At 75.2% G+C, this 25,034-nt stretch carries 21 protein-coding genes and 1 riboswitch; of the genes, 7 read left to right on the top strand and 14 right to left on the bottom strand.

Features of this window, described 5'->3' with window-relative positions:
- Positions 1-2 precede the first annotated feature (2 nt).
- Entirely contained in the window at positions 3-1,001 is a 999-nt protein-coding gene (locus tag ACFQBR_RS01870) for a hypothetical protein (protein ID WP_344176331.1), read from the top strand.
- 303 nt (positions 1,002-1,304) lie between these two features.
- Here the strand turns inward: ACFQBR_RS01870 and ACFQBR_RS01865 are convergent, their stop codons facing one another.
- Together ACFQBR_RS01865 and fmt are read right to left on the bottom strand one after the other, a co-directional pair.
- Positions 1,305-2,774 (bottom strand): RsmB/NOP family class I SAM-dependent RNA methyltransferase, encoded by a 1,470-nt coding sequence (locus ACFQBR_RS01865; protein ID WP_352982929.1) that lies wholly within the window; start codon positions 2,772-2,774, stop codon positions 1,305-1,307.
- Positions 2,775-2,849: 75 nt separating this feature from the next.
- Entirely contained in the window at positions 2,850-3,785 is a 936-nt protein-coding gene (gene fmt, locus ACFQBR_RS01860) for a methionyl-tRNA formyltransferase (RefSeq protein WP_267945857.1), read from the bottom strand.
- A gap of 109 nt (positions 3,786-3,894) precedes the next feature.
- Between fmt and ACFQBR_RS01855 the strand changes: the two genes are divergently transcribed.
- Entirely contained in the window at positions 3,895-6,108 is a 2,214-nt protein-coding gene (locus ACFQBR_RS01855; RefSeq protein ID WP_344176327.1) for a primosomal protein N', read from the top strand.
- 36 nt (positions 6,109-6,144) lie between these two features.
- Here the strand turns inward: ACFQBR_RS01855 and ACFQBR_RS01850 are convergent, their stop codons facing one another.
- The 5 genes from ACFQBR_RS01850 to ACFQBR_RS01830 form a co-directional block, all read right to left on the bottom strand.
- A complete protein-coding gene (locus tag ACFQBR_RS01850; RefSeq protein ID WP_344176325.1) occupies positions 6,145-6,687 on the bottom strand; it encodes a DinB family protein in 543 nt (180 codons plus the stop codon).
- Positions 6,678-7,385: an SAM-dependent methyltransferase gene (locus ACFQBR_RS01845; RefSeq protein ID WP_344176323.1), complete on the bottom strand. Its 708-nt coding sequence runs from the start codon at positions 7,383-7,385 to the stop codon at positions 6,678-6,680. The genes ACFQBR_RS01850 and ACFQBR_RS01845 overlap by 10 nt, the downstream gene beginning before the upstream one ends.
- 304 nt (positions 7,386-7,689) lie before the next feature.
- Positions 7,690-10,281 carry an ABC transporter permease gene (locus ACFQBR_RS01840; RefSeq protein ID WP_378551809.1) on the bottom strand — a complete coding sequence of 864 codons (2,592 nt, stop codon included), beginning with the start codon at positions 10,279-10,281 and terminating at the stop codon, positions 7,690-7,692.
- Entirely contained in the window at positions 10,278-11,087 is an 810-nt protein-coding gene (locus ACFQBR_RS01835; RefSeq protein WP_267945862.1) for an ABC transporter ATP-binding protein, read from the bottom strand. Before ACFQBR_RS01835 ends, ACFQBR_RS01840 begins: the two co-directional genes overlap by 4 nt.
- Positions 11,088-11,326: 239 nt before the next feature.
- The gene (locus ACFQBR_RS01830) at positions 11,327-12,697 is read right to left on the bottom strand and encodes an aminotransferase class V-fold PLP-dependent enzyme (protein ID WP_344176318.1); all 1,371 of its coding nucleotides are present in this window, start codon (positions 12,695-12,697) and stop codon (positions 11,327-11,329) included.
- Positions 12,698-12,757: 60 nt separating this feature from the next.
- Positions 12,758-12,872, bottom strand: a riboswitch (SAM riboswitch).
- Positions 12,873-13,246: 374 nt separating this feature from the next.
- Between ACFQBR_RS01830 and ACFQBR_RS01825 the strand changes: the two genes are divergently transcribed.
- The 4 genes from ACFQBR_RS01825 to ACFQBR_RS01810 all read left to right on the top strand — a co-directional run bounded on the left by ACFQBR_RS01825 (position 13,247) and on the right by ACFQBR_RS01810 (position 16,824).
- Positions 13,247-13,630, top strand: a complete 384-nt coding sequence (locus tag ACFQBR_RS01825; RefSeq protein WP_267945864.1) for a DUF3870 domain-containing protein — start codon at positions 13,247-13,249, stop codon at positions 13,628-13,630.
- Between the two features lie 7 nt (positions 13,631-13,637).
- Positions 13,638-14,999 (top strand): CaiB/BaiF CoA transferase family protein, encoded by a 1,362-nt coding sequence (locus ACFQBR_RS01820; RefSeq protein ID WP_378551805.1) that lies wholly within the window; start codon positions 13,638-13,640, stop codon positions 14,997-14,999.
- A complete protein-coding gene (locus tag ACFQBR_RS01815; protein ID WP_344176316.1) occupies positions 14,996-16,186 on the top strand; it encodes an acyl-CoA dehydrogenase family protein in 1,191 nt (396 codons plus the stop codon). The genes ACFQBR_RS01820 and ACFQBR_RS01815 overlap by 4 nt, the downstream gene beginning before the upstream one ends.
- Before the next feature lie 170 nt (positions 16,187-16,356).
- On the top strand, positions 16,357-16,824 hold the full coding sequence (locus tag ACFQBR_RS01810) for a nitroreductase/quinone reductase family protein (protein ID WP_267945866.1): 468 nt from the start codon (positions 16,357-16,359) through the stop codon (positions 16,822-16,824).
- Between the two features lie 105 nt (positions 16,825-16,929).
- Here the strand turns inward: ACFQBR_RS01810 and ACFQBR_RS01805 are convergent, their stop codons facing one another.
- From ACFQBR_RS01805 to ACFQBR_RS01775, 7 genes are all read right to left on the bottom strand, one after another.
- Positions 16,930-19,104: a RelA/SpoT family protein gene (locus tag ACFQBR_RS01805; RefSeq protein ID WP_276567169.1), complete on the bottom strand. Its 2,175-nt coding sequence runs from the start codon at positions 19,102-19,104 to the stop codon at positions 16,930-16,932.
- A 541-nt stretch (positions 19,105-19,645) separates the two neighbouring features.
- On the bottom strand, positions 19,646-20,200 hold the full coding sequence (locus ACFQBR_RS01800) for an adenine phosphoribosyltransferase (RefSeq protein ID WP_267945868.1): 555 nt from the start codon (positions 20,198-20,200) through the stop codon (positions 19,646-19,648).
- Positions 20,201-20,318: 118 nt separating this feature from the next.
- Positions 20,319-20,684 carry a preprotein translocase subunit YajC gene (yajC, locus tag ACFQBR_RS01795; protein ID WP_267945869.1) on the bottom strand — a complete coding sequence of 122 codons (366 nt, stop codon included), beginning with the start codon at positions 20,682-20,684 and terminating at the stop codon, positions 20,319-20,321.
- A 347-nt stretch (positions 20,685-21,031) separates the two neighbouring features.
- The gene (gene ruvB / locus ACFQBR_RS01790) at positions 21,032-22,183 is read right to left on the bottom strand and encodes a Holliday junction branch migration DNA helicase RuvB (RefSeq protein ID WP_344176311.1); all 1,152 of its coding nucleotides are present in this window, start codon (positions 22,181-22,183) and stop codon (positions 21,032-21,034) included.
- 14 nt (positions 22,184-22,197) lie between these two features.
- Complete coding sequence (gene ruvA, locus ACFQBR_RS01785) at positions 22,198-22,812, bottom strand: Holliday junction branch migration protein RuvA (protein WP_267945871.1); 615 nt, start codon at positions 22,810-22,812, stop codon at positions 22,198-22,200.
- A 50-nt stretch (positions 22,813-22,862) separates the two neighbouring features.
- Complete coding sequence (gene ruvC, locus ACFQBR_RS01780) at positions 22,863-23,411, bottom strand: crossover junction endodeoxyribonuclease RuvC (protein ID WP_267950462.1); 549 nt, start codon at positions 23,409-23,411, stop codon at positions 22,863-22,865.
- Positions 23,412-23,557: 146 nt separating this feature from the next.
- The gene (locus ACFQBR_RS01775) at positions 23,558-24,202 is read right to left on the bottom strand and encodes a TetR/AcrR family transcriptional regulator C-terminal domain-containing protein (RefSeq protein WP_344176309.1); all 645 of its coding nucleotides are present in this window, start codon (positions 24,200-24,202) and stop codon (positions 23,558-23,560) included.
- 94 nt (positions 24,203-24,296) lie between these two features.
- Here ACFQBR_RS01775 and ACFQBR_RS01770 point away from each other — a divergent pair, with 94 nt between their 5' ends.
- Complete coding sequence (locus tag ACFQBR_RS01770; RefSeq protein WP_344176307.1) at positions 24,297-24,986, top strand: DUF998 domain-containing protein; 690 nt, start codon at positions 24,297-24,299, stop codon at positions 24,984-24,986.
- The last annotated feature ends 48 nt before the right edge of the window (positions 24,987-25,034 follow it).

The following is a 25,034-nucleotide window of genomic DNA, read 5'->3' as shown; positions in this document are numbered from 1 at the left end:
CCGTGGGCGCCTTCCTGTCGGAGCTGGGCACCAGGCTCGCCGAGCGGTGGGTGACCGCGCTCGCCCTGCCCGGAGCCCTGTACCTGGCGGTCGCCACCGCCGCCTACGCGCTCGGCTGGGGCCGGGCCTGGGACGTGGGCCACCTGGTCTCGGAGATCACGCGCCTGGCCGAGGACCCGCGGGTGGACACCTTCGGCGGGCAGGCCCTGGTGTTCGCCGCGATCCTGGCCGGGAGCTCCGCCGCGGGGCTGCTCGCCCGGGGGACCGGGCGCGTCGTCGAGCGCCTGTGGACGGCCGCCGACTGGCACCGGTGGCCGCCCCCGCTGCGGGGCTGGACCGGTCGGTGGGTGGAGTCGCGCCGACGCAGGTGGGACGTCCTGCGCGGCGAGGTGGAGCGGGTCCGTGCGGCCGGGGACGGCTCGGGCGGCGGGCAGGGCGCGGAGGCCGCCTTCGCCGCCGCCTACGACCGCATGGCGCGGCTCTCCCCCGAGAGGCCCGAGCGCCCCACCTGGGCCGGGGACCGTATCGGGGCGGCGCGGACGCGCCTGGACCGCGACCACGACGCCGACCTCGCCGTGCTGTGGCCGCACCTGTGGCTGGTCCTGCCCGAGGAGGCCCGGACGGAGGTCGCCGAGGCGCGGGACGCGCTGTCGCGCTCCACGGGCCTGGCCGCGTGGGCGCTGCTGTACCTGCCGATGGCCGCGTGGTGGTATCCCGCCGCGCTCGCCTCCGCGGTGCTGGCCGCGATCGCGTGGGTGCGGACCAGGGCGGCGGCGGAGGCCTACGCCGCGCTGGTCGAGGCCTCCGTCCGGCTGTACGCGACCGACCTGGCCGACCGGGCGGGGGTCGGGCACGGGGGGCGTTTCGACCGTGACCTGGGCGAACGGCTCACCCTGCGGCTCAGGGCCAGCATGCCCCCGCCGCCGCCCGTCCCCGCACCGGCGGCTCCCGCCGGTCCCTCCGGCCCCTCGGCCGCGGTGCCGGAGGGACCGGCGCTCTGACCCGCGCGGCGTCGTGGTCACTGAACCGTCCGGGGGTGTCGTATTTCGCGACACCCGGCCTTCACGATTCCTCTTCCCGCCCTTGAGGTGCGAGAACAGCCCGTGCGCTCTCGTCCTCGAACAAAACACCGGTGGATCCCGCGCGGCGTCCGTCCGGGCCCCGCGGCCCCGTGGCCGCGCGCTCCCCGGCACGGCGCTGTCCTGCTGCCCGGAGACGGCCGCCCGCGCCCGTCGGCGGGCCGGGACGGCCCTCGTGGGGCACGGGCAGACCGGGCGCCCGGAGGCGCGCGGCGCCGGCCGGGGTCAGTCCCGGGCCGCCTTGCGGAACAGGGCCAGGAACATCGCGTCCGTGCCGTGGACGTGCGGCCAGAACTGGACGTAGTTCCCGTCCGGGCCCGCGGCCAGGTCCGGCACCTCGTCCAGGTGGTCGGCCGCGCGCAGCAGCGCCAGGTCGTCCCGCTCCGCGAGGATCCGCCGGACGATGCCGTCGGTCTCGTCCAGGTGCGGGGAGCACGTCACGTACGCCACCACGCCGCCGGGGCGCACGGCGTCCGCTGCGCGGGCCAGGAGACCGTGCTGGAGGGGCGCCAGGTCGGCCGCGGAGGTCTCGGTGCGGCGCCAGCGCGACTCCGGGCGGCGCCTCAGCGCGCCCAGGCCCGTGCACGGCGCGTCCACCAGCACCCGGTCGAACACGCCCGGGCGCCAGGCGGGCCTGGTGCCGTCGGCCGCGATCACGCGCCCGGCGTCGCGGGGGGCCCGGCGCACCGCCGTGGCGACCAGCCCCGCGCGGGCCGGCTGGACCTCGGACGCCAGGAGGCGGGCCCCGCGCTGCCCGGCGAGGGAGGCCAGCAGGCCGGCCTTGCCGCCGGGGCCCGCGCACATGTCCAGCCACAGGGCGTCGTCGCCGTGCGCGTCGACCCGGCTCAGGGCGAGGGCGACCAGCTGGCTGGCCTCGTCCTGCACGGCGGCCCGGTTCTGGCGGACCTCGCGGATCCCCGCCGGGTCCCCCTGGGGCAGGTAGGCGGCGAAGGGCGAGTAGCGCCCCTCCTCCGCGCCCGCGGCCACCAGGTCCTCGACGGTCGAGCGGCCGGGCTTGGCCACGAGCGTCACCCGGGGCCGCTCGTTGTGGGCGGCCAGCAGTCGCTCGGTGCGGACCAGGCCGGTGGAGGAGTGCTCCCCCAGTGCGCGGGCGAGCTCCTTGACCACCCAGCGCGGGTGGCTCCGTACGACCGCCAGGTACCCGCTGGGGTCGCGGTCCCGGTCGGGGGCGACCACGGCGGTCCACGCGTCCAGGTCGCGGGCCGACACCTTGCGCAGGACGGCGTTGACGAAACGGCCCCGGTGGTGGCCCACCACACGGCGGGCCAGGTCCACGGTGGCGCTGACGGCGGCATGCGGCGGGATCTTCGTGGACAGCAGCTGGTGGGCACCCAGCCGCAGGACCGGCAGCGCGTCGGCGTCCACGGAGGCGAGCGTGCGGTCCACGCACGCCTCCAGGATCGCGTCGTAGGTGCCCTGGAGCCGCAGCGTGCCGTAGGTCAGCTCCGTGGCCAGGGCCGCGTCGCGCCCGCTGATGCCGCGCTCGGTGAGCAGCGCGGGCAGGAGGAGGTTGGCGTAGGCGTCGCGCTGCTCGACGGCGCACAGCACGTCGTAGGCGACCCGGCGGGCGGGGTCACGGGGCGCGGGCGGCCCCGACGCGCCCTGTCCACCGCCCTGTACGGGCTTCGAGCCCCTGCGGGGCCGGCGGTACGGGGATCGGGACTGCTCGCTCAACTGTGCTGCCTCAACAAACCGGGGACGGGGCCTGGCGGACGTCCGTTCGGTCCGCCAGGTCGAGACTACGGCAGCTCACGCGCCCAGGCGGTCATCTTCGGTGGGACGCACGCCACGCGCCCAGTCCACGGCGGCCATGGACCGCTTGCCCTGCGGCTGCACCTCGCCGAGGGCGACGGGGTGGGTGCTGGTGCCGACCAGGACGTGCTTCTTGCCGGCGTGGATCCGACCGGGGGCGAGGTCGGGGGTGTCCGCGTCGGTCACGGGGGTGACGGGGCCGAGCTTGAGGCGGGTCCCGCGGAAGGTCGTCCAGGCGCCGGGGGCGGGGGTGCAGGCGCGGGCCACCCTGTCGACGCGCAGCGCCGGGAGCGTGAAGTCGAGTTCGGCGTCCGAGGGGGTGAGCTTGGCGGCGTAGGACAGCCCGTCGGCGGGCTGCTCGACCGGTTCGAGCTGCCCGGACGCGATGCCGTCGACGGTGCGCTTCAGGAGTTCGGCCCCGGAGACGGACAGCCGTCCGAGGAGCTCCCCGCTGGTGTCGGTGGGGCGCACGGCCTCGGTCAGGGTCCCGTAGACGGGCCCGGCGTCGAGCTCCTTGACGATCCGGAAGGTGGACGCCCCGGTGATGTCGTCGCCGTGCAGCACCGCGTGCTGGACGGGGGCGGCGCCGCGCCAGGCGGGCAGCAGGGAGAAGTGCAGGTTGACCCAGCCGTGGCGGGGGATGTCCAGGGCCGGCTGCGGCAGCAGCGCGCCGTAGGCGACCACGGGGCAGCAGTCGGGGGCGATCTCCTCCAGGCGAGCGAGGAACTCGGGGTCACCGGCCCTGGCGGGTTTGAGGACCTCGATGCCCTCGGCCTCGGCCACCTCGCCCACCGGGCTCGCGGAGATCCGGCGGCCCCGGCCGGAGCGGGCGTCGGGCCGGGTGACCACGGCCGCGACCTCGTGCTCGGAGCCGATCAGCGCCCGGAGCGAGGGCACTGCCACCTCCGGTGTTCCGGCAAAGACGAGCTTCATGTTCGGATCCCCCTCCGCTGCGCGTACGGGACACTGTTCTACCAGTCACGGAGGGGGCTCCCGCCGCAGAGGAGCGGCGGTGTCGGACCGTTCTGGTAGACCAGTGGTGATGACAGCGCAGTCCGACCCACCCGGCGACGCCCTCTTCGACGTGTCGGAGCTGGTGGACCCCAGAGCCGCGGCCAGGGCCAGGGCCGAGGAGGCGTCCCGTCCGGCGCCGAGGAAACCCGCCGGGCGGCTGTCCGTCGCGCGCGTCATCGTGGACACCCCCCTGCCCCACCTGGACCGGCTCTTCGACTACCGGGTCCCCGCCGACCTGGACGAGGCCGCCGTCCCAGGCTGCAGGGTGAAGGTCGCCTTCCGCCACCGGCTGCTCGGCGGGTTCATCGCGGAGCGGGTGGAGCGCTCGGAGTTCGACGGCCGGCTCGCCTACCTGTCCGAGGTGGTCTCCCCGGAGCCGGTCCTCACGCCGGAGATCCTGGAACTGGCCCGGGCCGTGGCCGGACGGTACGCGGGCAACCTGCACGACGTGGTCAGGCTGGCCGTCCCGCCGCGCCGGGCGCGGGTCGAGCGCGAGGCCGTCCCTGACGCGGACGCCCCGGCGGGGGACGCGGAGGACGGGGAGGCAGGCCCCGCGGAACCGATCGCGGAACCCTCCGCCGAGCCCCCGGGCGGGACCGGGACAGCCGAGCCCGGGGCGCCGGAGCCCGGGGCCGGGGGCGCGGGACCCTCCCTCGAGGCCCCTGGGGCCGACACGGGTCCCTGGGCGGACTACCCCGAGGGGCCCGCCTTCGTCGCGGCCCTGCGCGAGGGACGCGCGGCGCGCGCGGTGTGGAACGCCCTCCCCGGGAACGACTGGCCGGACGCGATCGCAGTGGCCGCCGGGGCCGCCCTCGCCGCGGGGCGCGGGACGGTGGTGGTGCTCCCCAACAGCCGCGACGTCGAGGCGGTGGACGCCGCGATGGTCCGGCGCCTGGGCGGGGGGCGGCACGTCGCCCTGCCCGCCGACCTCGGACCGACCCCGCGCTACCGGCGCTGGCTGTCGGTCCTGCGCGGAGGGGTCCGGGTGGTCGTGGGGACCCGCACCGCGATCTTCGCCCCCGTCCGCGACCTCGGGCTGGTCGTGCTCTGGGACGACGGCGACGACGTCCACGCCGACCCGCACACCCCCTATCCGCACGCCCGCACCGTGCTGGCCATGCGGGCGCACCAGACGGGGTCGGGGGCGCTGTTCGGCGGGCACACCCGCACCACGGACGCCCAGCTCCTGGTCGAGTCCGGCTGGGCGCACCCGCTGGTCGCGGACCGCGCGACGCTGCGCCGCCGGGCCCCGCTCGTCAAGCCCGCGGGGGACGACCGCGAACTCGCCCGGGACGAGGCCGCCCGCACCGCCCGCATGCCGAGCCTGGCCCTCAAGTCGGCGCGGGACGCGGCCAGGACCGGGCCGGTGCTGTTCCAGGTTCCGCGCCGGGGCTACCTCAACACCCTGGCCTGCGCGGGCTGCCGCGAACCCGCGCGCTGCGACGGCTGCCGCGGGCCGCTCGCGATCCGCGAGGCGAACGCCCTGCCCTCCTGCGGCTGGTGCGGACGGGTGGCCGGGCAGTGGACGTGTCCCGACTGCGGGGCCTCCCGGATGCGCGCGGTGGTGGTGGGGGCCCGCCGCACCGCCGAGGAGCTGGGCCGGGCCTTTCCCTCCCTCACCGTGCGCACGTCCGGGCGCGACGAGGTGCTGCCGGAGGTCCCGGACAAGCCGTCCCTGGTGGTGGCCACCCCCGGGGCCGAACCGGTGGTCAGGGGCGGCGGGTACGCGGCGGCGGTGCTCCTGGACGGCTGGGCCCTGCTGAACAGGGCCGACCTGCGCGCTTCGGAGGAGACGCTGCGCCGCTGGTTCAACGCCGCAGCGCTGGTGCGGCCGGGCGGCACCGTGGTGGTGTCCGCGGAGGCGTCGCTGCCGGTGGTGCAGGCCCTGGTGCGCTGGGACCCGGGCGGTTTCGCCGCACGGGAACTGGCCGAGCGCAGGGAGCTGGGGTTCCCCCCCGCCGTGACGATGGCGTCGATCACCGGCGCCGTGGACGACGTGCGCGAACTGCTCGCCCAGGTGGAGCTGCCCGAGGGCGCCGAGGTGCTCGGGCCCGTGCCGGTGGCCTCGGAGCGCGGCCCCGTCGCCGAGGGCGCGCCGCCCACGGAGCGCGCGCTGCTCCGGGTGCCCCGCGAGGGGGTGGGCGCGCTGGCCCGCTCGCTGAAGGCCGCGGCGTCGGCGCGCAGCGCCCGCGGGGACGAGCACCTCGCCCAGGTACGGGTGGACCCGCTGCAGGTGCTCTGACCCGTCGACGGGCAGCCGGGAGGCGCCCGACCCGGCTCAGCCCCGGGCGGGCCCGGCGCGGTAGAGGTCGCGCAGCAGTGCGATCTCCGCCCCGTGGTGGATGATCTCCCGGTTGACGTGCAGTACGAGGGCGACCATCGGGAAGTCCTCCCACTGCCGCGCCTCGGTGCCGCCCACCTGCGCGGCGAGGCCGTCCTCGTCGAGGCCCTGGATGTTCTCGGACCAGGTCTCGTAGGCGTGGCGCAGACGCTGCTTGGCCTCGGCCGCGTCGCCGGGCCAGTTGACGCTCTCCCGGGTGTAGGTGCGGTCGCCGAAGTGCCAGTTGACGCGGGTCTCCAGGACGTCCACGACGAGGTGTCCGAGCCGCCAGGCGATGGTGGTCACGGGCGGGGGCTCGGGCTCGGGGACCGCGGAGTCCGGCCGGTACCGCCCGTCCTCCCCCTCCCGCACGGTCCAGGCCCCGGGCGCCGGGAGCCAGTGGTACTCGGCGTCGGTCAGCCCCTCCAGCCGCGGCCACAGCGAGTACTCCCAGTAGAACTGGAGCTGTGCCAGGACCTCGCCCGTCCAGTTCACCGCCATCGGCGGTCCCCCCTTCCGCTCCCCGGCGCGCGGCCGAGCCCCGCCAGGGTCCCGGTCCCCCTGTCGGAGACGTCCTCGTCCGGATAGGGCCACCATCGCAGGTCGGCCACCCCGGGTTCAACAGGGCGGAAGGGGCCGAAGGCGCGTTCGACCACGGCCCGGGGAGCGGGGGACGCGAGGGCGAGGTAGCCGCCGCCGCGCATGAGGGCGTGGAGGCCCGCGACGCCGCCGGGCGGGTCGTCGGCGGTGAAGGGGCGGGTCATCAGGACGGCGACGGGCTCGTCGAAGTCGACGAGCCCGGAGGCGCCCAGGCGGCGCAGGAGTCCGTCGGGTCCGGAGCCGTCCCCGGAGAGCACGGCCGCACCCGCGGTGGGGAGCATGCCGGCCGCCCCGTGCGGGACCAGGTGGACGACGGTGGCCCCGGGGTCGCCGGCGTGCACGCGCTCGGCCGTGCCGGGCACCGGGCACCCCCAGTCGACGAACTGGCGGACGCCGGCGTCGACGCGCAGGTAGTCGATGACCCTGCCGAGGAAGGCCTGGTGCAGGCGGGTGGCCTCGCCCTGGCGGGAGGCGGGGGGTTGGGCCCCGCGCGGGTCGAGGCTGACCACGCGCGACCGCCGTCCGGGGACCTGCGCGGGTGGCCGCTGCCTGGACACGGCCGCGAGCGGGCCTGCCTCGGGTCCTCGGACGTCCGTCACGGTCACGCTCCCCCAGCCGGTTCGCTCGTGGGAGGCAGGACGCGCCGAGGAGCGGACCGGTCGGGCCCGTCGGCGTCGCGCCATGCCGTCAGGGCCCGATGCTACAGGCTGGGAAAGTGATCCCCGGCACACCCTGGAGTGAAATATGCCCTGTTGTACTGTTTGTTGCCTCGTGCGACGCAAGGTTCCGGAACATCCGTGCCGGAAGCCCTGACGGGCGCCGCCGGAGGCCCCGGACGCCAGGGGCGCGACGGCTCTTCCGGCGCCGCCGCGCCCCCTTCTCCGCCCGTCCGCCCGCCTCGGCTCAACGGCGCGTCGGGGAGGTGGTCAACCTCCTGGCGGGCACCGCCACGCACAGCCAGGCCACGGCTGACACGCCCAGGACCGCCACGGGCACCGGCCAGAGCGGACCTGCGGGGAAGGGCCTCCCGAGCAGGCCCACGCCCACGCAGAGGAGCGGGAACAGCACGGCCAGGAGCCCGGCGGCGTTGGCGCCGAGGGCGATCATCGCGGCCTCCCTGCGCAGTACCGACCTGGTCTGTCCCGGCGTCGCCCCGATCGCCCGCAGGGCGTCCACCTCGCCCTGCCGCTGCAGGGTCTGGGCGGCGAGCCGGTTGGCGACCGACAGCACCATGTAGCCGACCAGCGCCAGCAGGACGACCAGGTTGAGGACGGCGCCGGCGTCCGGCCCCCGCTCGCCCTCCTCCGCGGCGCCCGCCTCCGCGACCTCCGCCCCGGGGTAGCCCTCGGCCGCCGCCTCAAGTACACGGCGCGCCTCGTCCTCCTGCCCCGGAGCCGCCAGGACCAGGAGCCGCGCGTCGACGTCGCCGGTGACGTGGCCCCGCGCCAGGTCCGACGGAAGGGTGACCGACCCGTATCCCAGGTCCCTGCGGTACACGGCGACGACCTCCGCGTCGACCCGCGCGCCGTCGCCGGTCCGGAACGCGAACGTCTCCCCCAGACCGGTGCCGAAGTGGCGCGCCGCCGAGGCGCTCACCGCGACCGTCCTCCCGGACAGCCTCCCCAGGTCCCCCTCGACCACGTCCAGGTCCAGGACCCGCTGCGCCCCCGGGCCGACGACCTGGGCGGCCGCCTCCATGTGCGTCGTCCCGGGCTCCTCCCCCGGCAGGGCGAAGCCGCCGGCGCCCACCACCGCGGTCGGCGTGACCGCGACGGCCTCCTCCACCGCGGGCGACCGGCGGACCTCCTCCGCGAGGTCTGCGGGAACCCCGCCCAGGCCGGGTGCGGTCACCACCAGGTCGGCCTTCTCCCCGGCCGCGCGCTGGGCGCCGCCCGCGGCCGAGAGCGAGGTCTGCGCGTAGGTCTGCCCCAGGGTGAAGGCCACCGTCATGGCCAGGGCGCTCGCCGCGCCGGCCACCCGGACGGAGTGCCCGTGCAGGTTCTGCACGGCGAGCCAGGTCAGCGGGGAGACCCGGGCGGGCAGCAGACGGACGGCGATCCCGCTCACCCGGCGGACCAGGGCCGGTCCCGCCAGGGCCAGGCCGACCGCCGCCACCAGTGACGCCACGGCCGCGCCGGCCACCGCCTCCGTGGCGTCCAGGACCAGCGCGGGCACCGACGCGGCCACCGAGAGCACCAGCAGGGCGGTCCCCGCCCAGGTGCGCGCGCGGCCCGGGGCACGCGGTTCGGCGACGGACTCGGCGAGGGCGTCGACGGGGGCGGCCCCCGCGGTGCGGCGGACCGCTCCCGCACAGGCCGCCCACACCGCGAGGAGGGTCAGGACCGCGGCGACCGGACCGGGCACGGGCCCGAGGACGGCGGGCAGGCCCGTGGGCGTCATCCCCAGTGCGGCGAGGCCCCGGAGCGCACCGTCCCCCAGCAGGTAGCCCGCGGCGATCCCGAAGGGCAGGGCCAGGGCGGTGGCGATCAGGTTGGGGAAGGCGACGAGGCGGCGGATCTGGCGCGGGGTGGCGCCGACCGCCCGCAGGAGGGCGAGGTCCCGGCGCTGGGCCGCGACGGACACCGAGAGGGCGCCGGCGACCGTGAAACCGACGACGATCAGGACGGTGCCGCTGAGCGAGGCGGCGATCGCGACCAGCTCCGACCGTGCGGCCGACGCCCCCGGCGACTCCGCGTCGCCGCGCCGGTCGCCGCCGAGGGCGACGAGGCCGTGTTCGCCGAACACGGCGCTCGCCTCCACCGCGGAACGGAGTTCGGTGTCGGTGACGCCCTCCGCGGCGTGCAGGCCGACCAGGTCGACGGTGCCCTCGCGGGGGCCTTCTGAGCGTCCGGCCAGGTCCGCCGCGGTGGAGTCGTCCACGAGGATCAAGGGCGCCGGGGTGTCCAGGACGCCGGTCAGCCGATACGCGGCCGTCCGGCCTCCTGCCACGAGGCGGACCTCCCCGCCGACCTCCGCGCCCGACGCCCCCGCCGAGGCGCGGTCCAGCACCACCTCGCCGGGGGCGCCCGGCGGCTCGCCGGTCAGGACGCCCCCTCCCGCCAGGGAGGCCGAGGACCACCCGTGCCCGGCGGTGCGCGGATCGGCGCCCGCCACGGGCCCGTCCTCACCCAGGACCGCGGCCTGGAAACCCACGTCGCCGACGGCCAGGCCGACCTCGGGCAGCTCGGCCAGCGCGTCCACCACGGTCCCGGGGACGGGCGCCCGTTCGGGAAGGGCGATGTCGAGGTCCTCGGGCACCTCCACGCTCTGGGGGGCCGTGACCACGACGTCGGCGCCCGCGAGCCGGCCGGCCGGGAGGACGGAGCGGACACCGGTGTCGGCGACGACCCCGCCGACCGTGATGAGCGCGGACCCGCCGAGGGCCGCGACGGCGACCGCGGCCAGGGACGCGGCGCGGCCCCGGGCCAGCTTCAGCGCCAGGGACCCGCGGCCCCCGCGGCCGGGGGCGGGACGTACGTCGGGCGTCCCGGTCATCGGTCCGCCCCCAGGGAGGCGAGGCGTCCGGCGAGGTCCGCGGCGGCGGGCGCGTGGAGGAGGTCCACGACGCGCCCCGAGGCCATCACGGCGGTGTCGTGGGCCCGGGCCGCGGCGGCGGGGTCGTGGGTGACCATGACGACGGTCTGGCCGAGGTCGTCCACGATCCCCCTGAGCAGGGACAGCGTCCGGTCGGCGGTGGCGCCGTCGAGGGCGCCGGTGGGCTCGTCCGCGAAGACGATGTCGGGCCGGGCGGCGAGCGCGCGCACGATGGCGACCCGCTGCTGCTGGCCGCCGGACAGCTCCGAGGGCCGGTGTCCCAGCCGGTCCGCCACACCCACCCTGCGGACGAGCTCGTCGATCCACGCGGCGTCCGGCCGCACCCCGGCCAGGCGCAGCGGAAGGGTGATGTTGTCCTCCGCCGTGAGGGTGGGGACCAGGTTGTAGGACTGGAAGACGAACCCCACGTGGTCGCGGCGGAAGACGGTGAGGTCCGGTTCCCGGAGCCCGCTGATGTCCCTCCCGCCGATCTCGACCGTGCCGGAGGTGACGCGGTCCAGGCCGGAGGCGCAGTTGAGCAAGGTGCTCTTGCCGGAGCCGGAGGGCCCCATGACGGCGAGGAAGGTCCCCCGGGGGACCCTGAGGGTGACCCCGTCCAGGGCGGACACGCGGCCGTCGCCGTCGGTGTAGGAGCGGTGGACCGCCGTGAGGGCGACCGCGGCCCCGGCGGGGCCGCCCACGGCGCCCGGTGCGGGGGTCCGGCCGCCCGGAGCTGTGCGCGTGGGGGTGCGGAAAGGGGCGGGCATGGCGAGTCCTCGCAGGTCGGCGTCGGGGAGGACGTGGCTCGGGAGGGGCCGTCCACGTCCCTGACGACACTACGGAGCCCGGTACAGGCGCACCATGCTGCGCGCTGGCCGACGGGAGCTACAGCCAGCACCACCATCGCGGCGCCGGGCCCGCCTGCGGGGCCCGCGGTGCCGGGCACGGTCGCGCCCCGGCGGCCTGCCGGCCGCCGGGGCGCCTCCTTCCGGGCTCCGCTCCGGCGTCAGAGCACGTTGCGCGGGTCCGGGACCGGGGCCAGTCGGCCGTCGCAGTCGGCGTACTCCCAGGCCGGCCCGTGGGCGACCAGGTCGGCGATCGCGCCGACGAGCCGGTCCACGTGCTCCGGGGTCGTCCCGATCCCCAGGCTCGCCCGGACCGCCTGGGCGTGGCCCTCGGGCAGCAGGTGCCGGGTGAGCGGGTGGGCGCAGAAGAGCCCGTCCCGCACCCCGATGCCGTGCTCGGCGGAAAGCGCCGCGGCCAGCAGGTCGGCGGGCAGGCCGTCCACCGTGAACGAGACGATGCCGACCCTCGGGTGCTCGTCGCCCCACAGGGTCAGCTCGGTGACGCCCTCCACGTCGGCGAGCCCGGCGCGCAGCCGCTCCAGCAGAGCGGACTCGCGGATGTGCAGGAGTCCCTGTACGTCGGGGGTGAGGGTGTCGCAGGCGGCGGCCAGGGCCACGGCGCCGAGCACGTTGGGGCTGCCCGCCTCGTGGCGCGCGGGGAGGTCGTTCCACACCACCTCGTGCTCGGTGACCAGGCGCGTGGCGCCGCCCCCGGACAGGTACGGGGTGGCCTCGCGCAGCCAGTCGGCGCGGCCGGCCAGCACCCCGGAGCCGAAGGGCGCGTAGAGCTTGTGCGCGGACAGCGCCACGTAGTCGGCGCCGGTCTCCTCCAGGCCGAACGGCAGGTGCGGCACGTACTGGGCTGCGTCCACGACCACGCGGGCGCCCTCGGCGTGCGCGGCCGCGACCAGTTCCCTGACCGGCCAGATCTCGCCCGTGACGTTGGAGGCGGCGGTCACGCACAGGAGCCTGGGGCCCTCGGGGGACTCCCGCAGCGCGGTGCGGGCCGCCTCGACGGCCGCCTCGGGGGTGGCGGGCAGCGGCAGGCGGACCACTCTCCCGGCCCGTGCGGCGGGGTGCTCCCAGGGCAGGAGGGCTGCGTGGTGCTCGGTCTCGAACACCACGACCGTGCAGCCCTCCGGCACGGAGCGGGCCAGGAGGTTGAGGGCGTCGGTGGTGCCCCGCACGAACACCACCGCGTCGGCGGGTTCCGAGCGGGCCCCGAGGAAGCGGGCGACGCTGCGGCGGGCCCGCTCGTAGGCGTCGGTGCTCACCTGGGAGTGGTGGCCCGCGCCCCGGTGCACGCTCGCGTAGTAGGGCAGCGCGTCGGCCAGGGCGTCCGCGACGGGGGTCAGGCAGGGGGCGCTGGCGGCGTAGTCGAAGTTCGCGTACTCCACGCGCTCGCCGGTGACCAGGGGGACGCCCTCGCCCGAGGCGACGACCGTGCACCCGGCGGCGCCGCCCGAGGGGTGTGCGGACGGGGCGGCGGAACGGAACGAGCGCGCGGTGTGGATGGGGCTGACGACGGTCATGGGGCACCTCTTCTGCGGGTCGTGGGACCCGCGGGGGCGCCGTCACGGCTACACCACAGGGGTCCGCGCTTGTCCGACACGGTCGTGTCGGGACCTGGTCCTCACCCGGGGCACCCCACCGCGGAAGGAGGGTTGCCGACCAGCAAGCCGGGGCTTAGCGCTGGTACTCGTGACCTGCGAGGCAGGCTAGCACACGCGCCCCGGGAGGGACCAGGGGATCCCCTGTGGCCCGGGCCGCACACCGGCGGGACCGGGGCGTGCAAGGGCCGACCACGCGGGAGGACCGGCGGAGCGATCCGTACGGGCGGCCGGGTGCGAGGCTCACGGCCGCTCCGGAGGGCGCGGGGCCGAGGGGGCGTACGGAACGGGCCGGCCCCCGCGGGTCCGCCGTACGGGCCGCGCCCCGCTTGACAGCCGCCGAACCGGTCAGGACATACTTGGGGTGCCTGCCCTCACGCCGCGGGCGCCCGGTTTCCCCCGGCCGCCCTCCAGGCGCGAGACTCCAGAGCGTTGGAGTTTTCGCATGCCCGCGAGCGAGAGGTGTGTCCGTTGCACGGCGACGACCGTATCCAGCAGGTTCTCCGCAACCCCAGGGTTGTCCTCATCTCCGGCTACGCCCGTCTTCCCGACTCCGTGGCCAGCCATTCCCAGTACCAGCGGCTCGGCGTCGTCCTCGCCGTGGACACCGCGGACGGCCGCATCGTCGCCGCGGACACCACCCTGCTCACCGACCTGGGCAAGGACTTCTTCCGCGCCCTGGTCGAGGGGGCCTCGGTCACCGAGGACATCGCCGAGCTGGTCGGCCGGGTGCAGACGCGGTACGCCGGCCAGTCCGGCGCCGCGCTGACCACGGCCCTGCGCCGCTGCCTGGAGTCCTACCACCAGCTGCGGGAGGGCGACCAGCTGCCCGGCGGCGCCGACGCCGAGGAGTGACATCCCCGTGACAGACATCCGATCCGGCGCGGGCCCCGCGCCCGACCCCGCCGGCCCGGCCGTCCCGCTGCCCCTGGCGGGGGTGCGCGTCGCCGACCTCTCCCGCGTCCTGGCGGGCCCGTACGCCACCATGCTCCTCGCCGACATGGGCGCGGAGGTGGTCAAGGTCGAGCAGCCAGGCCGCGGCGACGACACCCGGGCGTGGGGCCCGCCCTGGGCGGGCCCCGCCGACGGGGGCGGGGGCCCCGGCGAGGCCGCCTACTTCCTGTCGGTGAACCGCAACAAGCGCAGCCTGGCCGTGGACCTGAAGGACCCCGAGGGCCTGGCCGCCGTCCAGGAGCTGTGCGCGTCCTCCGACGTGGTCGTCCAGAACTTCCGTCCCGGCGTGATCGACCGGCTCGGGCTCGGCTACGAGGCGGTGAGCGCGCGCAACCCCGCCGTCGTCTACTGCTCCGTGAGCGGCTTCGGCCCGGAGCACGAGCCGGCCGCCCGCCCCGGGTTCGACATCGTCGTGCAGGCCGAGAGCGGCCTGATGGCGACCACGGGCCCGGCCGAGGGGCCGGCGAGCAAGGTGGGGGTCGCCCTCACCGACGTGCTGACCGGGCTCAACGCCGCCGTCGGCATCCTCGGGGCGCTGACGAGGGCCCGCGCGACCGGCCGCGGCGAGAACGTCAGCGCGTCGCTGATCAACTCCACGCTGTCCGGCCTGGTCAACCTCACACAGCAGGCGCTCGTGACGGGGGCGGAGCCGGCCCGTGTCGGCAACGCCCACACCACGATCGTGCCCTACCAGGTCTTCCCGGCCTCCGACGCCGAGATCGTGGTCGCCGCCGGCAACGACGCCCTGTACCAGCGGCTGTGCCGGGCACTGGACCGCCCCGACCTGGCCGAGGACCCGCGCTACGCCACCAACCCGGGACGCGTGGCCCACCGCGACGAACTGGTGGGGGAGCTGTCGGCCGTCCTGCGCGCCGAGCCGGCCGACCACTGGATGGACCTGCTGGTCGGGGCCGGGGTCCCGGTGGGGCGGGTGCGCGGGGTGCTGGACGCGCTGCGCACGGCCGACGCCGCCGGCGACGACGTCCTGCGCACCGTGGAGCACCCCACCGCGGGCCCGATCGAACAGGTCCGGGCGGGGTTCCGGCTGGAGGGCGCCCCACCGCCGCTCACGGCCCCGCCGCTCCTGGGACAGCACTCCCGCCGGATCCTCGCCGAACTCGGCGTGGACGCGGCGCGCGTGGACGCGATGATCGGGCGCGGGGCCGTCCAGGAGCCCGGCCCCGCGCCGGCGGCCGACCGCCGGACCGCCCCCGCAACCCCGCCCCAGGCCGCACCGGCCGACGCACCACGAAGGGACACCCACCCATGAGCGACTCCCGCAGGCCCGCCGCCCCGGACCCGCACGACTTCCTGGCCCTCGACGCCGAACTGTCCGACACCGAGCGGGACGTCCGCGACGCCGTGCGCGGCTTCGCCTCGCGGGAACTGCTGCCGAACGTGGCCGAGTGGTTCGACGCGGGCACCCTGCCCGACCCGCGCGGGCTCGCCAAGGCCTTCGGGGACCTCGGGCTCCTGGGCATGCACCTGGAGGGGTACGGCTGCGGCGGCTCCAGCGCCGTGGCCTACGGGCTGGCCTGCCGCGAACTGGAGGCCGTCGACTCGGGTCTGCGCAGTTTCGTGTCAGTGCAGGGTTCGCTGGCCATGGCCGCCATCCACAAGTTCGGCTCCGAGGAGCAGAAGGGCGCGTGGCTGCCGAGGATGGCGGCGGGCGAGGTCGTCGGCTGCTTCGGGCTGACCGAGCCCGACTCCGGCTCCGACCCGGGCTCCATGCGCACCCGCGCCCGCAGGGACGGCACAGACTGGGTGCTCGACGGCACCAAGATGTGGATCACCAACGGGTCCGTCGCCGACGTGGCCGTGGTGTGGGCGGCCACCGGGGAGGGTGTCCGCGGGTTCGTGGTGCCCACCGACACCCCCGGGTTCTCCGCCAACGTCATCCACAGGAAGCTGTCGCTGCGCGCGTCCATCACCTCCGAACTCGTCCTGGAGGGTGTGCGCCTGCCCGCCGACGCGGTGCTGCCCGCGTCGAAGGGCCTGGGGGCGCCCCTGTCGTGCCTGAACGAGGCCCGCTACGGCATCGTGTGGGGCGCCGTCGGCGCCGCGCGCGCCTGCTACGAGGCGGCCCTGGAGTACGCGGCGACACGCGAGCAGTTCGGGCAGCCGATCGGCGGGTTCCAGCTCACCCAGCGCAAGCTCGCCGACATGGTCGTGGACGTCAACCACGCGGGCATGACGGCGCTGCGGATCGGCCGCCTCAAGGACCGGGGGGACTGCCACCACAACCACGTGAGCTTCGGCAAGTTCGCGAACGTGGCCGCGGCCCAGCGGGTCGCGCGCACCGCGCGCGGGGTCCACGGCGCGAACGGCATCACCCTGGAGTACCCGGTGATGCGCCACATGGTGAACCTGGAGACGGTCGCCACCTACGAGGGCACCGAGGAGATCCACGCGCTCAGCATCGGCCAGGCGGTGACCGGGATCTCCGCGTTCCGCTGACCCGGACCCTCCGGGCCCCCCGGTCCGCACGGCGCCCCGGGAGACGGGGCGGAGAGGGGGCCCGCGGCACGGGCGGAGCGGCCAGGAGGCGGGATCACGGCCCTCTGCCGGTGTCGTCGGCCGCCCGGAACCACCACAATGGGGAGCATCCGATCGAGGGAGTTGCCGAGATGGTGAACGAACCGACGAAGCGGTTCGAGATGACGCGGGTACGGCGGGTCGCCAACGCCTTCGTCAGCGGCTTGGTCAAGTACGGCCTGGGGACGCCCGCGACCCACCTGCTCACCACGCGCGGGCGCAAGTCGGGCTTCCTGCGGACCGTCCCGCTCGACGTGCTGGACAGCGACCGGGGCAGGTTCCTGGTCTCCCCGTACGGCGAGGTCGACTGGGTGCGCAACATCCGCAAGGACGGGTTCGCGACCCTGCGCCAGGGCGGCTGGATCGAACTGGTGAGCGTGCGCGAACTCGGGCACGAGGAGGCGGGACCCCTGCTCAAGGAGTACGTCAACCACCCGCGGGCCGCCGTCGTGGGGCCGTACTTCGACGCGCCGCCGGACGCCCCGGACGAGGCGTTCGCGGAGGAGGCCGACCGGCACCCGGTCTTCGAGATCGTGCGTTCCACGACGATCCGGATCTGACACCGGGCGCGGGAACACGAGGAGGCCCCGGCCGGCCCGCGAGGGCACGGCCGGGGCCTCCCTCCGTCCGGGGCGGCACCGGCCCGCGAGAGGACCTGCCGGCCCCTAGTTGCGGACCCGGTAGACGTCGTAGACGCCGTCCACGCCGCGGACGGCGCGGAGCACGCTGCCCAGGTGGGCGGGGTCGGCCATCTCGAACGTGAACCGGCTCTGGGCGACCCGGTCGCGGCTCGTCTGGACGGTCGCGGACAGGATGTTGACGTGCTGGTCGGACAGCACCCGCGTGATGTCGGAGAGCAGGCGGGACCGGTCCAGCGCCTCCACCTGCAACGCCACCAGGAACATCGAGTCCTCGGTGGGCGACCAGTCCACCTTGACCATGCGCTCGGTGTCCAGGGTCGCGGCGTTCACGCAGTCCTCGCGGTGCACGGACACGCCGTTCCCGCGGGTGACGAAACCGACGATCTCGTCGCCGGGGACCGGCGTACAGCACTTGGACAGGCGCGCCCACACGTCGGCGTCGCCCTCCACGACCACGCCGGGGTTGCCCGCCTGGCGCTGGCGCGGCGCCTTGGTGGGCAGGGACGACTCCGCGATGTCCTCGGTGTGGCTCTCCAGCCCGCCCAGCGAGTCGACGAGCTTGGCCACCACGCTCTGCGCGCTGACCTGGTGCTCGCCCACGGCCGCGTAGAGGGAGTCCACGTCCGGATAGCGCAGGTCGCCGGCCAGGGCGATGAGCGCCTCGCCGCTGAACAGGCGCTTGACCGGGAGCTCCTGCTTGCGCATCACCTTCGCGATCTCGTCCTTGCCCTGGTCGATCGCCGCCTCGCGGCGCTCCTTCGTGAACCAGTGCCGGATCTTGTTGCGGGCGCGCGCGCTCTTGACGAAGTTCAGCCAGTCCCGGCTGGGACCGGCGTCGGGCGTCTTGGAGGTGAGGATCTCCACGGTCTCGCCGTTGTGCAGCTCGTTCTCCAGCGGGACGAGGCGGCCGTTGATCCTGGCCCCGACCGTGCGGTGGCCGACCTCGGTGTGGACCGCGTAGGCGAAGTCGACGGCGGTGGCGCCCTGGGGCAGGGGGATGACGTCGCCGTCGGGGGTGAAGACGAACACCTCCTGCACCGACAGGTCGAACCGCAGCGACTCCAGGAACTCGCCCGGGTCCTTGGTCTCCTGCTGCCAGTCGATGAGCTGGCGCAGCCACTGCATGTCCGTGCTGCCCTTGGGCCTGGCCTCGGGGCCGCTGTTGCGGTCCTCCTTGTACTTCCAGTGCGCGGCGATTCCGTACTCGGCACGGCGGTGCATCGCCCTGGTGCGGATCTGGAGTTCGACCGGGTTGCCCGAGGGCCCTATCACCGTCGTGTGCAGCGACTGGTACATGTTGAACTTGGGCATCGCGATGTAGTCCTTGAACCGCCCGGGCACGGGGTTCCACCGCGCGTGAATGGTCCCGAGGGCCGCGTAGCAGTCGCGGACGCTGTCCACCAGGACCCGCACGGCGATGAGGTCGTAGATCTCGTCGAAGCCGCAGTTGCGGGCGATCATCTTCTGGTAGATCGAGTAGTAGTGCTTGGGGCGCCCGCGCACGGTCGCCTTGAGCTTGGACTCGCGCAGGTCGCCCGAGACCGCCTCGATGACCTCCTGGAGGTAGACGTCGCGCCGGGGGGCGCGCTCGGACACCAGGCGGGCGATCTCGTCGAAGCGCTTGGGGTAGAGGGTGGCGAACGCCAGGTCCTCCAGCTCCCACTTGATGGTGTTCATGCCCAGCCGGTGGGCCAGCGGGGCGAAGATCTCCAGGGTCTCGCGGGCCTTCTTCTCCCTCTTCGCCTTGGACGGCAGGTAGCGCAGGGTGCGCATGTTGTGCAGCCGGTCGCACAGCTTGATGACCAGGACGCGGATGTCGCGGGCCATCGCCACGACCATCTTGCGCACCGTCTCGGCCTGGGTGGCCTCGCCGTACTTGACCTTGTCGAGCTTGGTGACGCCGTCGACGAGCTCGGCGATCTCGTCGCCGAAGTCGGCGCGCAGCTCGTCCAGCGAGTAGTCGGTGTCCTCGACGGTGTCGTGCAGCAGCGCGGCGGCGAGGGTGGCCTCCTGCATCCCCAGCTCGGCGAGGATCGTGGCGACCGCGAGCGGGTGGGTGATGTAGGGGTCGCCGCTCTTGCGCTTCTGCTCGCGGTGGTGGTGGGCCGCCACCTCGTAGGCGCGCTCGATCAGCCGCACGTCCACCTTGGGATGGGTGGCCCGCACGGTCTTGATCAGTGGTTCGAGCACCGGGTTCATCGTCACTCCCCGCTGGGCGCCGAGTCGGGCGAGCCTTCTGCGTACTCGCACGGTGGAGGGCGTCGCGGAGGGCGCCGGATGCCTCGGCGTCCCCTCCCCGTAGACGTCGGAGGGCGCCGCTCCGTTCGCGGCGCCCTCCGGACGGCCCTCCTGTGGTCCTGCGTCCGCGGACGGCACACCGGTGCCGTCCGCGTGCCCTCCCGGCACGGCGGGCCGCCGCGGCTCGCTCGCGGATACCGCCCCGGTCGAAACCACTTCGCTTGGCATGCCTACCTCCCGCGGATTCGCCCGGGGGCGCGGGCGCCGTCAGCGCCGCCCGGCTCCACCGGTGCACGTGCGTGTCATCAGGGCCAGTCGTGACATGGTCGCCGCGGTACCTCTCCCACCAGTCTAGTGTTCGGCCCCCGACCCCACCCCACCAGGTACGACAACGGGTGACCCGGGTCACCAAACGCGTCACATCCCGTGGTGGAGTACGTCAACGGTGACGAACCGCCGCGCATTCCCGCGGCGGCGGCGCCTGGCTCGGCGCGGCTCGGGGTCAGGCCGAGAGGAGGGCGTGCAGCTCCACGTCGGGCAACTTCTCGCGGCCGTGGAGCGCTGAGAGCTCCATCAGGACGGAGAATCCCACGACCGTACCACCCGCCTTGCGGACCAGGTCCACCGCGGCCCTGCCGGTGCCCCCGGTGGCGAGGACGTCGTCGACGATGAGCACGCGGCTGCCCGGGACGATCGCGTCGGCGTGGATCTCGACGGTCGCGGTCCCGTACTCCAGATCATAGGACTGGTCGATGGTCCGCGCGGGCAGTTTCCCCGCTTTGCGGGCGGGGACGAAGCCCGCGCCCAGCTCCATGGCGACCGGCGCCCCGAAGATGAAGCCGCGCGCCTCCAGCCCGACCACGTGGTCCACCCCGAGCCCGCGGTAGGGCGCGCAGAGGCCGTCCACGGCGGCCGCGAAGGCCTCCCGGTGGTTGAGCAGCGGCGTGATGTCCTTGAACAGGATGCCGGCGTGCGGGAAGTCCGGGATGTCGCGGATCTGCGCCTCGATGAGCTCCGTGCTCGGGGCGCCGTCCGCGGTCGCGGTGTCGTGGGGCATGTTCGGTGGAACCTTCTGCTGTGGTGTCGGGGCGGTCGCGTCCGGGCCGGACACGGCGGTACCGGCCCCGGAGGGGGGCCGGTACCGAAGTCTGTGGACCCGCCGGGGCCCGGGGGCCTCAGCCCTTGGGCTTGTCGTCGTCGCCGAAGTCGGGACGGTCCTCGACCGGGGTGTCGTCCACGGCGGGGGTGATGACCTCGCCCACACCGGCCTTGAGCATGCGGATCCGCGTGCCGGGGGCGATCTCCAGCAGGACGTCCTGCTCGTGGATCTCGACGATGGTCGCGAAGATGCCAGCCTTGGTCATCACCTCGACGCCCGGGGCCAGCGCGCTCTGCATCTGCGCCTCCTGCTGGCGGCGCTTCTGGTTCGGGCGCCAGAACAGCAGCCAGAAGACCAGGATGATCATCAGGAACGGGAAGAGCATGCCGAGAAGCCCGCCCGTGGGCTCTGCTGCGTCGGCGAGATGGTAAAGGCCCTGCACGGGGGCGTCCTTCCTGACGTTTCGTCATGTGGTCCGCGGGTGCCGGTGGGGCACTCCGGCGGCCACCTTCTTCGTGTCGCCCGAACCCGGAACGATCCGGACCACACCCGGCACGTACAACGCGCGGGGCGGCCGAGTCGTTCCGCCGGTGTCGGACAACACGTACGGAGCCCTGCCCCGTATCGGCTGATTCGTCCAAAGTTTACGTGGCGCCGGTCACCGATCCCCCACCGCCGGAGATCGGAGTGTTAACGGTTCAGCCCCGTTTCACACACGCGGGACCCATTGTGCCCGGTGCGACGCCCCCTGTCAGCCCGCCCGGTCAGGAGGCGCCGCGGACCGTCCGGTCAGGGCGTCGTCCCGGAGACACCGCCCCCGGCGCCGGCCCCCGCGGCGGTGCCGGGCGCAGAGGCCCCGGCGGACGCGGGACCGGCGGACCCCGCGCCGAACGCGGCGTCCGGCGGCGGGGTGAGGCCCATGTGCGCCCAGGCCTGCGGCGTGGCCACCCGGCCGCGCGGGGTGCGCGCCAGGAAGCCGGACCGGACGAGGAACGGCTCGGCGACGACCTCCACGGTCTCCGCCTCCTCCCCCACCGACACCGCGAGCGTGGACAGGCCGACGGGGCCCCCGCGGAAGCGGTGCATGAGGACGTCGAGGATGGCGCGGTCCAGCCGGTCCAGGCCGAGGCCGTCGACCTCGTACAGCTCGAGCGCGGCACGGGCGGTCCGCAGCGACAGCTGCCCGTCCCCCCGGACCTCGGCGTAGTCGCGCACCCGGCGCAGCAGCCGGTTGGCGATACGGGGCGTCCCGCGCGAGCGCCCGGCGATCTCCCGGGCCGCGTCCTCCGCGAGGGGCGCCCCGAGCAGACCCGCCGAGCGGTGCAGGATGAGCTCCAGCTCGTCCGGGGAGTAGAAGTCCATGTGCGCGGTGAAACCGAACCGGTCGCGCAGCGGGGCGGGCAGCATGCCCGCCCGGGTGGTGGCCCCGACCAGGGTGAACGGGGCGATCTCCAGGGGGATGGCGGTCGCGCCGGGGCCCTTGCCGACCACGACGTCGACCCGGTAGTCCTCCATCGCGACGTAGAGCATCTCCTCGGCGGGCCGGGCCATCCGGTGGATCTCGTCCAGGAACAGCACCTCGCCCTCCTGGAGGGTGGAGAGGACGGCCGCCAGGTCGCCGGAGCGCTCGATGGCCGGGCCCGACGTGATGCGCAGCGGGGCGCCCATCTCGGCGGCGATGATCATGGCCAGGGTGGTCTTGCCCAGGCCGGGGCCCCCGGACATGAGGATGTGGTCCGGGGCCCGGTTGCGCCTCCGGGCGCTGTCGAGCACCAGGGAGAGCTGCTCGCGCACCCGCTCCTGCCCGACGAACTCGTCCAGGGCGCGGGGGCGCAGGGCACCCTCGACCTGGCGGTCGTCGAGGCTGGCGTCGGAGGAGACCGCCTCGCGCTCGTACGGGGCGGCCCCGTGGGCCTCGCCGGACTCGTACGGTTCGTGCATGGGGTGCCTTCCTCCTAGGCGCGGCTGAGCCTGCGCAGGGCGGTGCGCAGCAGGACGGCGACGTCGGTGCTCGCGGACTCGGCGGTGACGGCGGCCGCGGCGGCCTCGGCGTCCTTGGCCGACCAGCCGAGGTTGACGAGGCCGGAGACGACCTGCGCGCGCCGGGCGGCGTCGGACGCCCCCGCCGGGGCCCCCTCCGCGGGGGGCAGCGTGCCGTCGGTGAGGACGGGCGACTCCAGCTTGCCCGCCAGCTCCAGGACGATGCGCTGCGCGCCCTTCCTCCCGATGCCCGGCACACGGGTCAGGGCAGCGGTGTCCTCGGTCGCCACGGCCTGGCGCAGGCCGGCCGGGCTGTGGACGGAGAGGATCGCCAGGGCCAGTCGCGGTCCGACCCCGGACGCGGTCTGCAACTGCTCGAACAGGTGCCTCTCGTCGTCGTCGGCGAACCCGAACAGGGTCAGGGAGTCCTCGCGGACGATGAGGCTGGTGGACACGGTGCCGGTCTCGCCGACGTGGAGCCGGGACAGGGCGGAGGGGGTGCACTGGACGGTCATGCCGACCCCGCCGACGTCGATCACGGCGCTGCCGGCGCCGCGTGCGGCCACCCGGCCGGTGAGGAACGCGATCATCTCGTGCGGGCACCGGGGGCGGTGCCCTTCTCCTTCCTGGGGGCGGGGAGCTAGCGGCCGCGGGTGCGGCGGGCGAGTTCCACCTTGCGGGCGAAGTCCTGTGCGGCCTGGGCGACCCGGGCCTGCGCCCCGCCGCGCCAGATGTGGCAGATGGCGAGGGCGACGGCGTCCGCCGCGTCCGCGGGCCTGGGAGGACCGTCGAGTCCGAGGATACGCGCCACCATGGTGCCGACCTGCGCCTTGTCGGCGCGGCCGCTGCCGGTGATGGCGGCCTTGGCCTCGCTCGGTGTGTGCAGGGCGACGGGCAGGCCCCGGCGCGCGGCGCACACCAGGGCGATGCCGCTGGCCTGGGCCGTGCCCATGACCGTGCTGAGGTTGTGCTGGGCGAAGACCCGTTCGACGGCGACCGCGTCGGGCCGGAACCGGTCCAGCCACTCCTCGATCCCGCGCTCGATGCCGACGAGCCTCTGGGGCAGCTCGGTGTCGGGGCTGGTGCGGACGGCGTCGGCCCCGAGGAGGGTGAGCGGCTTGCCGATGGCCCCCTCGACGACACCGACCCCGCACCGGGTCAACCCCGGGTCGATCCCCAACACTCGCACTCCGCCCACCCTCGCCCGTCTTCGCGCATGTCCTCGAACGTCCGTTCGCACCATGCTAGCGGTGGGCGCCGACCCCCGCCGTCCGTCCGCCCGGGCGTGTCGCCTCCCCCGCCTGACCGGCACGCCCCGCGCGATCCCCCTGCGGATCAGGCGGTCCGGTCCCGTTCGAGGCCGGCCGCGATGCCGTCGACGATCATGAGCAGGCCGTCCTCGAAGGCTTCGTCCCCACCGGGGTCCCCTCCTCCGGCGAGCGCCGCGGCCAGGGTGGGCGTCGCTCCGGTCAGCGCGGCCCGCGCCTCCTCGGGAAGGTCCTCGGGAGGTGTCTCCCCCGCGTCGGCGTGGCGCTGCGCGTCGGCCTGCTGCTGGAGGACCGAGCCCACCACGTAGTGGTCGACGAGGACCGCGGCGCGAACGGCGCGCACGGGACCGAAGCCGAAGCCGACCAGGACGGCGAGTTCGGCGTCGAAGGCGGCGAGGGTGGCCGCCCCCGCGCGGCTGCCCGCCACGACCCGGGCCGCGTCGCGGTGGGACAACAGCGCGGCCCGGTGTTCCCGGGCCCGGCGCAGCGACCAGGAACGCCAGTCCTCCCCGGGGCCCGGGGGGCTCTGGGGCGGGCGCAGGTGCTCGGCCATCCTGTCGAGGAGCTCCCGCTTGTCGCGGAAGTGCCAGTAGAGCGCCGGCGACTTCACGCCCAGGCGCTCGGCCAGCCGCCGGACGGTCAACCGGTCCAGCCCCTCGTCGTCGAGCAGTCCCAGTGCCGCCTCGACGATCGTCCGCCGGTCCACCCTCACACCGCCCTCTGTCCCGTGTCTCCGGAACAGGGAGCTTATCACCGCTAAGGTAGTTTAGCGGTGATAAGGACTTACCAACGCCAAGGAGACAGGCATGGCACCCCCCGCCGACCGCTTCACCCGCGCACTCCTCGCCTGCGGCGCCGCCGCCCCCCTGTTCGTCCCGGTGCTCCTCGCCGAGGGGGCGTACCGCCCGGACTACGAGCCGCTCCACCGGTTCGGCAGCGAACTCGCCCTCGGGGAGAGGGGCTGGATACAGACGGCCAACTTCATCGCCACCGGCCTCCTCCTGCTGGCCTTCTCCGTCGGCGTGCGCAGGGCGGCGCCCACCGGCCGGAGCTCGTTCGCGCTGCCGGCCCTGACCGCCCTGGCCGGGGCGTGCCTGGTCGTCGCCGGCGTGTTCCCGACCGACCCCGTGGGGGTCGGGACGGCGGGCGCGGCCACCCCGGCCGGGACGGTCCACGCGGTCAACGTGCTGCCCTTCCACGCCGCCCTCACCGCGGCACCCCTGGCGATGGCGTGGCGCCTGGCCGCAGAGCCGGGACGGCGGGCGTGGGTGGCGTACTGCTGCGCCGCGGGCGCCCTCGTCCCGCCGCTCTTCGCGGCCTTCATGGCGTCCGCCGAGCACGGCTTCCACGGCCTGGGACAGCGGGTCGTCCTGACGGTCGGACTGACCTGGTTCGCGGCCGCGGCATGGCTGCTCCTGCGCTCGACCGCCCGGAAGGACCCGGCCCCGGACGCGGGAGGTGGAAAAGGGGTGGACGGGGGTCGGACTGCGTGCTAAGTTCATCTCAGTCAGAGAAAAACTCAGGTTGAGAATAACGAGGACCCG

This window comes from Nocardiopsis tropica, assembly GCF_042660575.1.
In the GTDB taxonomy this organism is placed as follows: Bacteria; Actinomycetota; Actinomycetes; order Streptosporangiales; family Streptosporangiaceae; genus Nocardiopsis; species Nocardiopsis tropica.
The sequence above is the reverse complement of the archived record's forward strand: the minus strand, read 5'-3'. Positions and strand labels throughout refer to the sequence as shown.

Bases quoted from the DNA above. Each gene is read 5' to 3' on its own strand.
- fmt (WP_267945857.1), bottom strand. From the start codon at position 3,785: ATGAAGCTCGTCTTTGCCGGAACACCGGAGGTGGCAGTGCCCTCGCTC.
- ACFQBR_RS01855 (WP_344176327.1), top strand. From the start codon at position 3,895: ATGACAGCGCAGTCCGACCCACCCGGCGACGCCCTCTTCGACGTGTCG.
- ACFQBR_RS01850 (WP_344176325.1), bottom strand. From the start codon at position 6,687: ATGGCGGTGAACTGGACGGGCGAGGTCCTGGCACAGCTCCAGTTCTAC.
- ACFQBR_RS01840 (WP_378551809.1), bottom strand. From the start codon at position 10,281: ATGACCGGGACGCCCGACGTACGTCCCGCCCCCGGCCGCGGGGGCCGC.
- ACFQBR_RS01835 (WP_267945862.1), bottom strand. From the start codon at position 11,087: ATGCCCGCCCCTTTCCGCACCCCCACGCGCACAGCTCCGGGCGGCCGG.
- ACFQBR_RS01830 (WP_344176318.1), bottom strand. From the start codon at position 12,697: ATGACCGTCGTCAGCCCCATCCACACCGCGCGCTCGTTCCGTTCCGCC.
- ACFQBR_RS01815 (WP_344176316.1), top strand. From the start codon at position 14,996: ATGAGCGACTCCCGCAGGCCCGCCGCCCCGGACCCGCACGACTTCCTG.
- ACFQBR_RS01810 (WP_267945866.1), top strand. From the start codon at position 16,357: ATGGTGAACGAACCGACGAAGCGGTTCGAGATGACGCGGGTACGGCGG.
- ACFQBR_RS01805 (WP_276567169.1), bottom strand. From the start codon at position 19,104: ATGAACCCGGTGCTCGAACCACTGATCAAGACCGTGCGGGCCACCCAT.
- ACFQBR_RS01800 (WP_267945868.1), bottom strand. From the start codon at position 20,200: ATGCCCCACGACACCGCGACCGCGGACGGCGCCCCGAGCACGGAGCTC.
- ruvB (WP_344176311.1), bottom strand. From the start codon at position 22,183: ATGCACGAACCGTACGAGTCCGGCGAGGCCCACGGGGCCGCCCCGTAC.
- ruvA (WP_267945871.1), bottom strand. From the start codon at position 22,812: ATGATCGCGTTCCTCACCGGCCGGGTGGCCGCACGCGGCGCCGGCAGC.
- ACFQBR_RS01770 (WP_344176307.1), top strand. From the start codon at position 24,297: ATGGCACCCCCCGCCGACCGCTTCACCCGCGCACTCCTCGCCTGCGGC.